Raw genomic sequence first — 12,444 nt, 5'->3', positions numbered from 1 at the left:
GGCGGCCGCGGTGGTGCTGGGCGCGGTGTTGCGGCAGGGGGCCGTGGCGCAGCACCATCGCCCGGTCGACCGGGCTCAGCCCGGCCGCGGTGACCCGGAACTGCGCGGCGCTCACCGACCTCGGCCTGCTCGCCGAGGTCGCCGGACCCGCGCCGTACCAGGGCGTCGGCCGCCCCCACACCCTGGTCGACATCGACACCGGCAGCCACTTCGTGGCCGGTCTCCACATCGCGCACGAGCACTGCACGCTGGCGCTGCTCGACCCGCGCGGCCGGGTCCGCGCCCGCGCCCGCGTGCCGCACCGGGACCCGGGGGACCCGGACCAGGTCCTCGCGACCGCCGCCGACCACCTGGTCCGGCTGCACGCCGAGCAGCTGCCCGGCCACGTGCCGCTCGGCCTGGGCGTCGCCGCGGGCGGCTGGGTCGACGCGGACGCGGGCGTGCTGGTCGAGCACACCTCCCTCGGCTGGCGCGACGTGCCCGTGCGCGACCTGCTCGCCGCCCGGACCGGCCTGCCGGTGCTGGTCGACAGCCACGCGCGGGCGCTGGCGCGGGCCGAGCAGCTGTTCGGGGCGGCCGGCCACCGGGAGTCGCTGGTGCACCTGTTCGTCGGCAATGTGGTGGACGCCGCGATCATCACCGGCGGCAGCGCGCACCGGGGCGCCCGGTCCGCGGCCGGCGGGGTCGCGCACCTGGCGCTGGGCGACCCGGCGATCCGCTGCCCGTGCGGCCGGCGCGGCTGCCTGGAGGCCACGGTCTCGGACCGCGCCTGGGCCGGGCGGGCGTTCCGCGAGGGCGTGGTCGACCGCCCGTCCATCGCCGACCTGGGCGACGCGGCCGCGGCCGGTGACCCGGCGGCCACCGCGCTGCTGGTCGAACGGGCCCGGACCGTCGGCCGCGCCGCCGCGCTGCTGTTCGACATCGTCAGCCCGGACGTCGTCGTGGTCACCGAACTGGGCGTCATCCGGCTACCCGAGTGCGCCGCCGCGCTGCGCGCGGAGGTGGCCGCGACGTCCCGGGTGTGCCCGTCCACCTCCGCCGTGCTGACCAGCAGCTTCGGCCTGGACGTGCTCGGCGTGGCGGCCGGCGCGGTCCAGCTCGACGCCCTCTACACCGACCCCCTCGCCCTGCGCCACCCGATCCGAACGGGAGTCTGAAGTTGTCCGCGAGAGAGCTCCACCTGAACGCGTTCCTCATGGGCGTCGGCCACCACGAGGCGGCTTGGCGGCACCCGCGCACCGACCCGCGCGCGGCCGACGACGTCGCGCACTTCCGCGACCTGGCGCGGATCGCCGAGCGCGGCACGTTCGACTCGGTGTTCCTCGCCGACGGCGTGCAGATCTGGGGCGACGTCCGGCACAGCGCCGCCAACCGGTTCGAGCCGATCACGCTGCTGACCGCGCTGGCGCAGGCCACCGAGCACGTCGGGCTGATCGCGACCGCGTCCACGGGCTTCAGCGAGCCCTACAACCTGGCCCGGCTGTTCTCCTCGCTCGACCACATCAGCGGCGGCCGGGCCGGCTGGAACGTCGTCACCACGGCGGGCGACCGGTCGGCGCAGAACTTCAACCGCGAGGTCAACGCCGAGCACGCCGAGCGCTACCGGCGCGCCGACGAGTTCCTGGAGGTCGCCACCGCGCTGTGGGACTCGTGGGAGGACGACGCGCTGGTCGTGGACCGCGAGTCCGGCGTGTTCGCCGACGACGCCAAGGTGCACGAGGTCAACCACCGGGGCCCGTTCTTCTCGGTGCGCGGGCCGCTGAACGCGGTGCGCAGCCCACAGGGGCGCCCGCTGCTCGTGCAGGCCGGGTCGAGCGCGGACGGCAGGGCGTTCGCGGCGGCGTGGGCGGAGGCCGTGTTCACCGCCCACCAGACCCACGGCGACGCGACCGCGTTCTACGCCGACCTCAAGCGCCGGGTGACCGCCCGGGGCCGGTCGGCCGACGACGTCAAGGTGCTGCCGGGCATCGTCCCGGTGCTCGGCGGCACGGAGACGGAGGCGAAGCGGCTGGCCGACGAGCTGGACGGGTTGATCGTCCCGGCGCGGGCGGTGCGGCAGCTGACCGAGCTGGTCGGCGTCGACCTCACCGACCACCCGCTGGACGAGCGGCTGCCCGAGCTGCCGCCGGTCGACCTCGTCAACGGCGCCAAGAGCCGCTTCGAACTGGTCCGCGACCTGGCCGAACGGGAGCGGCTGACGCTGCGGCAGCTCCTCGGCCGGCTCGGCGGCGGGCGCGGGCACCAGGTGGTGGCCGGCACCCCCGAGCAGGTCGCCGACCACGTCGAGCGGTGGTTCACCACGGGCGCGGCGGACGGGTTCAACGTGATGCCGCCACTCCTGCCGTCCGGGCTGGCGGACTTCGTCGACCACGTGGTCCCGCTGCTGCGCCGCCGCGGCCTGTTCCGCACCGAGTACACCGGCCGGACCCTGCGGGAGCACTACGGGCTGCCCAGGCCGCTCAGCCGGTACGCGAGGGCGGGGGCGGCCGTTCGGTGAGCCACCCCGCCACGCCTGCACGCGGAGCGTGGCGAGCACCGCCGGGACGTCCTCGCCGACCGACCGGCGGCGACGCCGGCCGCGACCCGCCCACCACGCGGGTCGCGGCCGGTGCTCGGTGGACGACGGGCGGGTCGCGGCCGGTTGGTAGTCTCCGGGCCCACCCACCCGCTGTTGGAGACCGTGAACCCGATGCTTGACCGCGCCGTGATCGACGCCCTGTTCCCCGCCGACCTGCCGGAGCCGGCCCACTGGGAACAGCGCTACCCGGCCCGGCAGCTGCCCGAGGGCGCCGAGGTCACCCGCTTCGGCCCGTCGCCGACCGGGTTCGTGCACATCGGCGGCGTCTACGCGGCGATGATCGACCGCGACGTCGCCCACCGCAGCGGCGGCTCCTACGTGCTGCGGGTCGAGGACACCGACCAGGCGCGCGAGGTGGAGGGCGCGGCGGCCCAGTTCAACAACGCCTTCGCCTACTTCGGCCTGCCCGCCGACGAGCACGACGAGGTCGGCGACTACGGCCCGTACTACCAGTCCCGGCGCGAGCGGATCTACCTCACCTACGTCCGCGAGCTGCTGCGCGAGGGCAAGGCGTACCTGTGCTTCGCCACCCCGGACGAGCTGGCCGACATCCGCGCCCGCCAGGACGCCACCAAGATGCCGCCCGGCTACTACGCGGGCTGGGCGCTGTGGCGCGACCGCGACGCCGCCGACGTGCGGGCCAAGCTGGACGAGGGCGCGCCGTACGTGGTCCGGTTCCGCTCGCCCGGCGTCGAGGCCAGGGCGAAGTTCACCGACGTGATCCGGGGCGAGCTGGAGCACGAGGACAACCGCAACGACGTGGTGATCCTCAAGTCCTCGGCCAACGACGTGCGGCTGCCCACCTACCACTTCGCGCACGCCGTGGACGACCACCTCATGCGCACCACCCTGGTGATCCGCGCCGAGGAGTGGATCTCGTCGGTGCCGCTGCACCTGCAGCTGTTCGCCGCGCTCGGCTTCGAGGCGCCCCGCTACGCCCACATCGCGCCGCTGATGAAGCAGATCCCCGGCGGCAAGCGGAAGCTGTCCAAGCGCAAGGACCCCGAGGCGTCGGTCGACTTCTACATCGAGCAGGGCTTCCCGGCCGAGGCGGTGCTGTACTACCTGCGCGGCCTGGCCAACGGCCGGCTCGCGGAGACGCCACTGGCCGAGGCGCTGGACGCGCCGATCCGGCTGTCCGAGTGCGGTGTCGCCGGCCCGCTGGTGGACCTGGTCAAGCTGGAGGACATCTCCGCCGACCACATCGCCACCCTGTCCGGCGAGCAGGTCCTGGTCGCGGTGCGCGCCTGGGCCGTCGAGCACGACGCCGACCTGGTGCCGGTGCTGGACGCCCGCCGCGACCTCGCGCTGGCCGCGCTGGCCGTCGAGCGGGGCGCCGACGTGCCCAACCCGCGCAAGGACCTGCGCAAGTGGTCCGGTTTCCGCGAGGCGTACGGGTTCTTCTTCCCGGAGCTGTTCACGCCGCAGGACGTGGCGGGGGAGCAGTTCGCCCAGCTCGGCGTGGCGCCCGCCCTGGTGCGCGCGTTCGCCGCCGACTTCGCCGAGGGCTACCGGCCGCTGGAGGACTCCGGCGAGTGGTTCGACCAGATCCGCGAGCTGGCGGGCAAGCACGGGTTCGCGGCCAAGCCGAAGGACCTGAAGCAGAACCCGGACGCCTACCCGGCGGGCGCGTCGATCCGCGAGGCGTCGCAGATCATCCGGCTCGCGCTGACCGGTTCCACCCGCAGCCCCGACCTGCACGCGGTGGCCACCACCCTGGGCGTGGACGAGGTGCTGCGCCGGGTGCGCGCGGTGGCGGGCTGACCGGAGCTGGTCGACGGGCGCGGCGGGCGGCTCGGCTGCCCGCCGCGCCCGGTCACCAGCGGACCTCGGTCGAGACGAACTCGTTGCTCACCAGGTCCTCGGCCCCCAGGTCGGCCGGCACGGCGCCGCGCCGGGCGGCCAGCAGCGGTCGCAGCTCGTCCACCAGCCCGGCCACCCGGTCCAGGTCGAAGTCGCCGACGACCGGGGTGACGCCGTCGTGGCTCAACCCCAGCGACCGCATCTGCTCCTGCGCGTACCGCGCGCGTCCGACGCTGTACTCCGTGCCCGCGTTCAGCTCCCGCACCATGCGCACCAGCGCCTCGTTGGTCGGTTCCGGGTCGCGCACGTACGCGACCGTGCTGCGCTGCAACACCGGCACCAGCCGCCGCAGGCACGGCGCCAGCCGCTCCTGCTCGGCCGCCCCGACCGCCAGCGCCTCGGGGTAGACCGGGTAGCCGCTGTCGTGCACCAGCGCGAACGCCACCGGCCGCCGCCACGGCTCGATCTCGTGCTCGTACCGGTACGGCTCGTTGGTGGCGTAGCCCTGCTGGGCGATCCCGCCGTCTTCGGCCACGAACCGGGCGGGCGAGCCGTCGTACGAACCATCCACCTGGGACTGCTTCAACCGGCCGCTGTGCACCAGGTAGTCGACGTACGAGGCGCCGTTGGCGTGCACGACCGCGGTGTCGGTGCGGCCGATGTCCTCGATGGTCCGCCAGTCCGGGTGCCGCTCCGGCGACCACATGATCATCTGCGGGCTCTTGTCCAGCGGCGCGAACACCGCGCGGGTCGGGAACGCCGCCGCTTCCTGCACCGCCTCGTCGGTGGCGACGCTGCCCAGCGTGATCGACGGGTCGGCCGCCATCAGCGCCGACACGCGCTGGAACCCGGTCACCGGACCGCCCGCCCGCACCTGGAGCCGCACGCCGGTGTCGCGCCCGTCCTCCAGCAGCGGCCCCTCCACCGCCTTGCGCCCCGAGTCGACGGTGAAGGCCGCGCCCAGCAGCCGGTACAGGCCGCCGTGCTCGGCCTGCGGGAACCAGTTCATCTGCACCACGACCGTGTCCGGGCAGACGCCCGCCAGCGACTCGGCGGCGGGTGGTGGCGCGGCGACGTCCGGGCCGCCGGTGGCCGTGGTGCACGCCGCGGCGGCCGAGGCGACGACGATGATCGACAACAGCCGGCTGCCGGCTACCATGCGCAAGGTTCCCCCAAGAACCACGACGATCCACCGCGACGGGTGGTCTGCCCTGGCTGCCATGGTGGCACAGCGGTGGTCACGGCCCGCCGGAGCACCCGACGGAGGCGTGATGGCGGCACCCGGCCCGGCCGAGCCGTTGCTGGAGCTCACCGGCGTCACCAGGTCGTTCCCCGGTGGTGTCACCGCCGTCGACGGCGTCGACCTCGCGGTCCGGCCCGGCGAGGTCGTCGCGCTCATGGGCCCGTCCGGGTGCGGCAAGAGCACCGTGCTGCAGCTCGCGGCCGGGCTGGACCGGCCGACTTCGGGCGCGGTCGCGCGGCACACCGCGCGGGTCGGCTACGTCTGGCAGGACCCGACGCTGCTGCCGTGGCGCACCGCCCGGCGCAACGTCGAGCTGTTCGGCGAGCTGGCCGGCGTGCCCAGGGCCGAGCGCGGGCGGCGGGCCGGGCGGGCGCTGGCCGCCGTCGGGCTGGCCGGGTTCGCCGACCACCGGCCCGCGCAGCTCTCCGGCGGCATGCGGATGCGGGTCGCGCTGGCCCGGGCGCTGGCGGCGGAGCCGGAGCTGTTCCTGTTCGACGAGCCGTTCGCCGCGCTGGACGAGCTGACCAGGCACGAGCTGGGCGACGAGCTGCTGCGGCTGTTCGCCCGGCACGGCTTCGGCGCGTTGTTCGTCACCCACTCGGCGGGCGAGGCCGTGCACCTCGCCGACCGGGTCCTGGTGATGTCGCCTCGGCCGGGCCGGGTGGTGGCCGAGGTGGCGGTGCCGTTCGACCGGCCCCGACCGCCGGGCGCGCGGTCGTCGCCGGAGTTCGCGGCGCTGGTCGGCGTGGTGTCGCGGGCGCTGGTGGGCGCGTCGTGAAGCGGGTGCTGCCGCCGCTGCTGGTGCTGGTGGCGGTGCTCGCGGCGTGGACGTTCGTCAGCCACGTCGTGCTGCCGCCGCGCCGGCGGTTCCTGCTGCCGCCGGTGGAGGAGGTGGTGCGGGTCGGCTTCCTGGACCCGGACAACCGGGCCGAGCTGCTGGCCGGCCTGGCGCTGACCAGCCGCGTCGCCGGGACGGGCCTGCTGATCTCGGTGCTGCTCGGCGTCGGCCTGGCGGTGCTGATGGCCCAGTCGCGGTGGCTGGAGCGGGCGGTCTACCCGTACGTCGTCGTGGTGCAGACGATCCCGGTGCTGGCGCTGGTGCCGCTGTTCGGGTTCTGGTTCGGCTTCGGCTTCCCCAGCCGGGTGCTGGTGTGCGTGCTGCTGTCGCTGTTCCCGCTGGTGGCCAACACGCTGTTCGGCATCCGCTCGGTGCCGAGGGCGCAGCACCAGCTCTTCGACCTGCACCGCGCGGGCCGCTGGGTCCGGCTGTGGAAGCTGCAGCTGCCCGCGGCGCTGCCCGCCCTGTTCACCGGGCTGCGCATCGCGGCGGGCGGCAGCGTGATCGGGGCCGTGGTCGGCGACTTCTTCTTCCGCCAGGGCGAGCCGGGGTTGGGCGTGCTGATCGACAACTACCGGTCGCAGCTCGCGTCGTCGCGGATGTTCGCCGCCGTGGTGCTGGCCAGCGGGCTGGGCATCGCGGTGTTCCTGGTCTTCGGCGCCCTGTCCCGCTGGGTGGTCGGCCGCTGGCACGAGTCCGCCGGCAGCTGAGCGGGGTCGGCTCACCGGACGGGTGATCTTCGCGGTACCGACCGGGGCATCTGCTCACACGATGCGGTGAAGCCGTGAGGCGGTCGGGTTTCAGCACCGGCTCCGAGTTGTATTACGGGTGGCACACCTACCTAGGGAGTGCGATGTCGCCTGGCTACCTGTTCGGCGCCCCGACGCTGTCGAGCACCGTCGCGGTACCGGTGGGTGAGCGGTGGGTGTCGCTGGCGGACTTGCTGGCCGGCCGCCTGGCGGACGCGGAGTCGGCCGAGGCCCGGGAGGCGTTCCTGACCGCCGGGGTCGCCGCGCTGGCGCAGCCCGTCGCGGAGCGCCGGTGGGTCCAGGTCGGACTGTCGCCGGTGAACGGTCGCGACCCGGCGCTGTACGGCTCGTTGCACGACTTCGCCACCGGTCTGCTGGCGGCGGGCATCGCGACCGGGTTCTTCTTCATGCACAAGCCACCCGGCCTGCGGGTCCGGTTCCAGGCGCCGCCCGACGGCCGCGAGGCGTTGCGCGGCCGGGTGCTGAGCTGGGCCGACGGCCTGGCGGCCGGTGGCGTGACCACGGCGGTCGTGCCCGCGGCGTACGAGGCGGAGGCCGGGCTGTTCGGCGGCCGGACGTCGATGCGCCACGCCCACGAGCTGTTCACCGCGGACTCGTTGGCCTGGCTGCGGGTGCACCGCCGCGCCGACGCGCGGGAAGCGCCGGCGTGGGCGATCTCGCTGCCCATGGTGCGGGCCGCGCTCGACGGGCTGGGCATCCTCGGCTGGGAGGACCGCGACGTCTGGGACCGGGTCCGCTGCGAGGCGGGCCGTCGGCTGCCCGAGCCGGCGCGGGCGCAGCCGGGCCTCGACGTCGCCGTGCGCGGCATCCGCGACCTGTGGCGGGACCAGGACCGGCTGGTCGGGTCGCTGCCGGGGTGGGCGCGCGACGTCGTGGCGTGGCACCGGGAGCGGGCGCTGGAGGTCGGCCGGCGGTGGCGCTCGGAGTTCTTCGACGGCCACGGCGCGGGACCGGGTCCCCGGCACGCCGCGGCGTTCCACGTCGTCTTCCACTGGAACCGGGCCGCGCTGTCCGGTGAGCGCCAGGTGCTGGTGGCCGAGGCCCTGGGCACACCGGCGGCGGACCGTGGGTGATCAGGGGGTGCTGCTGCGGTTGGCCGGGTGGCCCGCGGGGCTGTGGCTGGCCGGCGCGTGCCCGGGCCTGTTCGCCGCCCTGGCGGACGTCGACGCCGAGGCCGCCGCGTGCCGGGAGCACGGTCGGGCGCTGGCCGCCCGGCTCGGCGACCGGGTCGTGCCGCGGCCGGAGGTGACCGCGGCCGAGCGGCAGGCCGTGCTGCGGGTGCGGCGGGCCGCGCACGGCGGCCGCCCGCTGCCGGACGACGCGGTCGTCGCGCTGGCCCGGTCGGCCGCGGCGCGGGTCGACCCGCCGTCGGCGATCGGGGTGGACCGGCTGGTCGCGCGCGCCCGTTCGGTGCGGGAGGCGGAGGCGCGGCTGCGCGACGACCTGGCCGCCGAGCAGCGCCGGCTGGCGGGGTTGCCGTGGCGGCTGCTGCGCTCGTCACCGGTCGGCTCGGCGGCGCTCGGCCACGACGCCGCCGACGTCGTGGCGGACGTGGAGCTGCGGTTGGCGGCCGGCGAGGGGTGGGACGGCAAGCGGCTGCGGCAGCGGGCGGACCACCTGTGGCGGCTGATCGCGCGCGGCGCGGTGAAGACCACGCCCCGGAGCTGGTTCGGGCACCTCGCGGTGACGTCCGGGTCGGGCCCGCTGACCGCCGGTCCGTTCGCCACCCTCGAAACGCCCAACGTGCACACCTCGCACGCGCCGCGGACCGGTTTGTCGACCACCGGGCTGCACTGGTCCGAGGACGGGTCCCTGGTCACCTGGGCGCCGCACGAGCGCGAGCCGGGGCGGCTGCGGGAGGTGCGGGTCCGGGACACCCCGGCGTTGCGGGCCGTGCGGCACGTGGTGGCGGACGGCCCCCGGACCGAGGAAGAAATCCTGACCGCGCTCCTGGGCCCGAACGCCGACGCGCCGGCCGGTCGCGCCGCGCTCACCGCCTTCCTGGACCACCTGGTCGGGCTCGGCGTGCTGCGGCGCGGTCGACGCGTCACCGAACGCGTCTCGGGGTGGGGACCGGCCCGTGCGACACCGCGGGTCGGCGAGGACTTCCTGGACGTGCACCGACGCGTGACCGGCGCGGCCCCGACGCCGGACGTGCGCCCCGCCGTCGGGCTGCTGCGCCGGGTGGACGCGCTGATCAGGCAGGACGGCCCGCCCGGGTCGTCCCCGGTCCGCGAGCTGGTCGACGAGCGGCCGACCCCGGTGCCGGAGCTGGTGCGCCGCTTCCTGGCCACCCGCTCCGCCCGCCCGGCCACCCCCGCCGATCGTGGCACGTGGCCGGTCGCGCGGGACCCCGGCTCGGGCTACGCGGCCCTGCTGCGCGTCCTGGCGGAGGCCGGCGACGCGGTCGGGCCCGGCGGCGCGGTGGAGCTGACCGACGACCTGCTGGACGCGGTCGGCGCGCCCCGGCCGTCCTGGGAGTGGCCGGTGGACTGCCTGGTGCGCCCCCTGCCCGGCGGTTCCGCCGTGCTGGACTGCGCGGTGCCCGCCGGCGCCCTCGACGCGCGGTTCGCCCGCGGCCTGCGGTTGCTGCACGGCGCCGAGCCCGGACCGCCGGCCTCGTACCGGGAGTTCCTGCGGCGGTTCGAGCGGACCACCGGCGGCCGGCTGGTGGAGGTGCTGGTGCCGCCGCACAACGCGCGCTCGGCCAACACCGTGCGCCGACCCGTGCACACCGACCTGTGGACCGGCGACCCGGACCCGCTCCCGTACTTCGGCGAGCCCCACCCCGGGCGGCACGTGCCGCTGCACGCGATCACCCTGCGCCGGGACGGCGGCGCGGTGGTCGCCGAGGCGGGCGGTGAGCGGCTGTGGCCCGTGCACCACGCCACCCGCGCGCCGTTCGCGCCGTGGGACGTGGCGCTGGCGCTGCTCGTCGCCGCCGGGCCGCGCGACGTCCGCCGCGGCGGGTGGCACCGGCCGCACGCGCTGACCGCGTTCCCCGACCGCCGCCACCTGCCGCGCGTCACCGCCGGACCGGTGGTCGTCAGCCGGGCGCAGTGGCGCGTGGGCCGGGACGAGCTGTGGCCGCCGGACGCGGGCGTCGAGGCGAAGTTCCGCGCCCTGGGCCGCCTCACCCGCGCGCGGTCGCTGCCCAGGTGGGTGTTCGCCGGTCCCGCCGGCGGTCGGCAGGCGCCGGTCGACCTGGCCGGGCTGCCCGCGCTGCGCCTGCTCGACCGCGCCCTCGCCGGTGGCGACGAGCTGATCTTCGTCGAGATGCTGCCCGACCCGACCGGCTTCCCGGTGGTCGACGCCGCGCACGACACCGACGACCGCCTGGCGTGCCAGCTGCTGCTGCGCCTGCCGGTCACCGGCGACACCGACTTCCCGCTCAACCGGGCGGAAGCGGCCCTCGTGGCCGACGCAGTGTGATGGGAGACGACATGGACCAGGCGATTCTGGAACCGGCCGAGCTGGACACGCTGATCTCCGATCTGGAGGCGCGCATCAGCGAGGTCCGGCTGGTCACCCCGGCGGAGCCGATGGCCTTCAGCGAGGTGCAGTGCAGCAACCTGCTGTGCTCGATCCTCAGCTACTGCGACGGCGACGGCGGCGACGGGGGGAAGTGATCTTCCCCGGGCTGATGAGGTGACGTGGTGGGCGGGTCCGCGCCGACCCGCCCGCCGAGCGGAAGCGGCCCTCGTGGCCGACGCACTGTGACAAGGAGAACGACGACATGAACCAGGCAATCCTCGAACCGGCCGAGCTGGACACGCTGATCTCCGACCTGGAGGCCCGCATCAGCGAGGTCCGGCTGGTCACCCCGGCGGAACCGATGGCCTTCAGCACGGCGCAGTGCAGCAACCTCGTGTGCTCGGTCGTCTCGTTCTGCGATGGCGGCGGCAACGGGAGCTGACCGGTCGGAGTCGACCGGGTAGGAGCACCGCGGTGGGCGGGTCCGCGCCGACCCGCCCACCCCTCACGAGGAGTTCGATGGTCCACGCACCGGGCGAAACCACCCTGCTCGACGGCCTGGCGCGCGACGTCCTGCACGAGTGGGCCGAGCACGGGCAGCCGACGCCCGACCCGGGGCCGGTGGTGCTGGCCTCGACGTTGCCGCCGGACGACCCGGCGGTGGCGCGCGCGGCGCGGGCGTGGCTTGCGGGGTTGCGCCGGACGGCGAACGGCCACCCCGGCCTGTTCGGCGGGCTCGCCGGTCACCTCGTCGGGCTGCGCCTGCTCGCGGTGGTGCACCCGCCGCTGGAGCGGGCCGCCGACGCGGTGGCGACCGCCCTGCACTCGGCTGTCCCGCGCTCGGCTGCCGCCGACCCGGGGGAGGGGTTCGGCTTCCGGGACTACGACCTGGTCGGGGGACCGGCCGGTGTGCTGCTGGCGCACTGCGTCCCGGCGGCGCGCCCCGGTGAGCTCGACGCGCACGCCACCCGGTTGGCCGCGTTGTGCGCGAACGGGGCCGGGGGTCTGCGGTGCACGGCGTACGAGGGTCATGAAGCGCTGGCCTGGATGCAAGGCCGGGTGAACGCCGGGCTGGCGCACGGCGTGCCCGGTGTCGTCGTGGCGCTCGCCGCCGCGCTGCGCGCCGGGGCCGCCGGGCCCGAGGTGGCCGACGCGCTGCGCCTGCTGGGCCGGTGGCTGGTCGCCGAAGCCCGCTGCGACCCGCGCGGCATCGTCACCTGGCCGGTCGCCGGCGGCGGGTCGGCGCCGACCCGCTCCGAACCGCGGCAGGCGTGGTGCTACGGCTGCCCGGGCGTGGCCTGGGCGTTGTGGGAGGCGGGTGTCGTGCTGCGCGAGCCGGGGTTCACCGCGCTGGGCGTGACCGCGATCCGCTCCCTGTGCGCCAACCACGACGAGAGCTTCCACCTCTACGGCGACACCGCGAGCGACCGGCTGGGGCTCTGCCACGGCGCGGCCGGCGTGCTGGCGGTGGCCGACGCGTTCGCCACCCACGCCGGCCTGCCGCGGGCCGGCGCGTTGCGGCGACGCCTGGCGGACCACCTGCGCGCCCACGGCGACGAGGTGGTCGACCTGGCCCGCGCCGACATGTCGGTCCTCACCGGCGCGGCGGGCCTGCTCGCCGCGCTGCGCACGGCCTCCGGCGCGTCCCGCGCCTGGCTGCCCGTCATCGGTCTGCGCTGAGCGGTCGGGCGTCGCCGTCGGACGCGGGCCGGGAGAGCGGGCCCGCGTCCGACGGCGA

11 protein-coding genes are annotated in these 12,444 nt (G+C 76.0%); 10 read left to right on the top strand and 1 reads right to left on the bottom strand.

Annotated features, from left to right (window positions below):
• The first annotated feature begins 89 nt into the window (after nt 1-89).
• The 3 genes from AB0F89_RS28515 (at nt 90) to AB0F89_RS28505 (ending at nt 4,342) form a co-directional block, all read left to right on the top strand.
• Complete coding sequence (locus AB0F89_RS28515; RefSeq protein WP_367128709.1) at nt 90-1,157, top strand: ROK family protein; 1,068 nt, start codon at nt 90-92, stop codon at nt 1,155-1,157.
• Nucleotides 1,158-1,159: 2 nt separating this feature from the next.
• A complete protein-coding gene (locus AB0F89_RS28510; RefSeq protein WP_367128708.1) occupies nt 1,160-2,497 on the top strand; it encodes an LLM class flavin-dependent oxidoreductase in 1,338 nt (445 codons plus the stop codon).
• Between the two features lie 192 nt (nt 2,498-2,689).
• The gene (locus AB0F89_RS28505) at nt 2,690-4,342 is read left to right on the top strand and encodes a glutamate--tRNA ligase (protein ID WP_367128707.1); all 1,653 of its coding nucleotides are present in this window, start codon (nt 2,690-2,692) and stop codon (nt 4,340-4,342) included.
• A gap of 52 nt (nt 4,343-4,394) precedes the next feature.
• Here AB0F89_RS28505 and AB0F89_RS28500 read toward each other — a convergent pair whose 3' ends face one another.
• A complete protein-coding gene (locus tag AB0F89_RS28500) occupies nt 4,395-5,540 on the bottom strand; it encodes an ABC transporter substrate-binding protein (RefSeq protein WP_367128706.1) in 1,146 nt (381 codons plus the stop codon).
• A 112-nt stretch (nt 5,541-5,652) separates the two neighbouring features.
• Here AB0F89_RS28500 and AB0F89_RS28495 point away from each other — a divergent pair, with 112 nt between their 5' ends.
• From AB0F89_RS28495 to AB0F89_RS28465, 7 genes are all read left to right on the top strand, one after another.
• The gene (locus AB0F89_RS28495) at nt 5,653-6,402 is read left to right on the top strand and encodes an ABC transporter ATP-binding protein (protein ID WP_367128705.1); all 750 of its coding nucleotides are present in this window, start codon (nt 5,653-5,655) and stop codon (nt 6,400-6,402) included.
• Nucleotides 6,399-7,172 carry an ABC transporter permease gene (locus tag AB0F89_RS28490; RefSeq protein WP_367128704.1) on the top strand — a complete coding sequence of 258 codons (774 nt, stop codon included), beginning with the start codon at nt 6,399-6,401 and terminating at the stop codon, nt 7,170-7,172. The genes AB0F89_RS28495 and AB0F89_RS28490 overlap by 4 nt, the downstream gene beginning before the upstream one ends.
• A gap of 143 nt (nt 7,173-7,315) precedes the next feature.
• Nucleotides 7,316-8,305 (top strand): thiopeptide-type bacteriocin biosynthesis protein, encoded by a 990-nt coding sequence (locus tag AB0F89_RS28485; RefSeq protein WP_367128703.1) that lies wholly within the window; start codon nt 7,316-7,318, stop codon nt 8,303-8,305.
• Nucleotides 8,298-10,664, top strand: a complete 2,367-nt coding sequence (locus AB0F89_RS28480) for a lantibiotic dehydratase (RefSeq protein ID WP_367128702.1) — start codon at nt 8,298-8,300, stop codon at nt 10,662-10,664. The genes AB0F89_RS28485 and AB0F89_RS28480 overlap by 8 nt, the downstream gene beginning before the upstream one ends.
• An 11-nt stretch (nt 10,665-10,675) precedes the next feature.
• Nucleotides 10,676-10,861: a hypothetical protein gene (locus AB0F89_RS28475; protein ID WP_367128701.1), complete on the top strand. Its 186-nt coding sequence runs from the start codon at nt 10,676-10,678 to the stop codon at nt 10,859-10,861.
• 107 nt (nt 10,862-10,968) lie between these two features.
• Nucleotides 10,969-11,148, top strand: coding sequence for a hypothetical protein (locus AB0F89_RS28470; protein WP_367128700.1), 180 nt, complete (start codon nt 10,969-10,971; stop codon nt 11,146-11,148).
• Nucleotides 11,149-11,225: 77 nt separating this feature from the next.
• Nucleotides 11,226-12,386, top strand: coding sequence for a lanthionine synthetase LanC family protein (locus tag AB0F89_RS28465; RefSeq protein WP_367128699.1), 1,161 nt, complete (start codon nt 11,226-11,228; stop codon nt 12,384-12,386).
• The last annotated feature ends 58 nt before the right edge of the window (nt 12,387-12,444 follow it).

The organism is Saccharothrix sp. HUAS TT1, from assembly GCF_040744945.1.
Lineage (GTDB): Bacteria > Actinomycetota > Actinomycetes > Mycobacteriales > Pseudonocardiaceae > Actinosynnema.
Note: the sequence above shows the minus strand (reverse complement) of the source record. Positions and strands in the feature narration are given on the sequence as shown.

Excerpts from the sequence above, each read along its gene's own strand:
- AB0F89_RS28505 (WP_367128707.1), top strand. The coding sequence starts at position 2,690 with ATGCTTGACCGCGCCGTGATCGACGCCCTGTTCCCCGCCGACCTGCCG.
- AB0F89_RS28485 (WP_367128703.1), top strand. The coding sequence starts at position 7,316 with ATGTCGCCTGGCTACCTGTTCGGCGCCCCGACGCTGTCGAGCACCGTC.
- AB0F89_RS28465 (WP_367128699.1), top strand. The coding sequence starts at position 11,226 with ATGGTCCACGCACCGGGCGAAACCACCCTGCTCGACGGCCTGGCGCGC.
- AB0F89_RS28500 (WP_367128706.1), bottom strand. The coding sequence starts at position 5,540 with ATGGTAGCCGGCAGCCGGCTGTTGTCGATCATCGTCGTCGCCTCGGCC.
- AB0F89_RS28470 (WP_367128700.1), top strand. The coding sequence starts at position 10,969 with ATGAACCAGGCAATCCTCGAACCGGCCGAGCTGGACACGCTGATCTCC.
- AB0F89_RS28475 (WP_367128701.1), top strand. The coding sequence starts at position 10,676 with ATGGACCAGGCGATTCTGGAACCGGCCGAGCTGGACACGCTGATCTCC.
- AB0F89_RS28495 (WP_367128705.1), top strand. The coding sequence starts at position 5,653 with ATGGCGGCACCCGGCCCGGCCGAGCCGTTGCTGGAGCTCACCGGCGTC.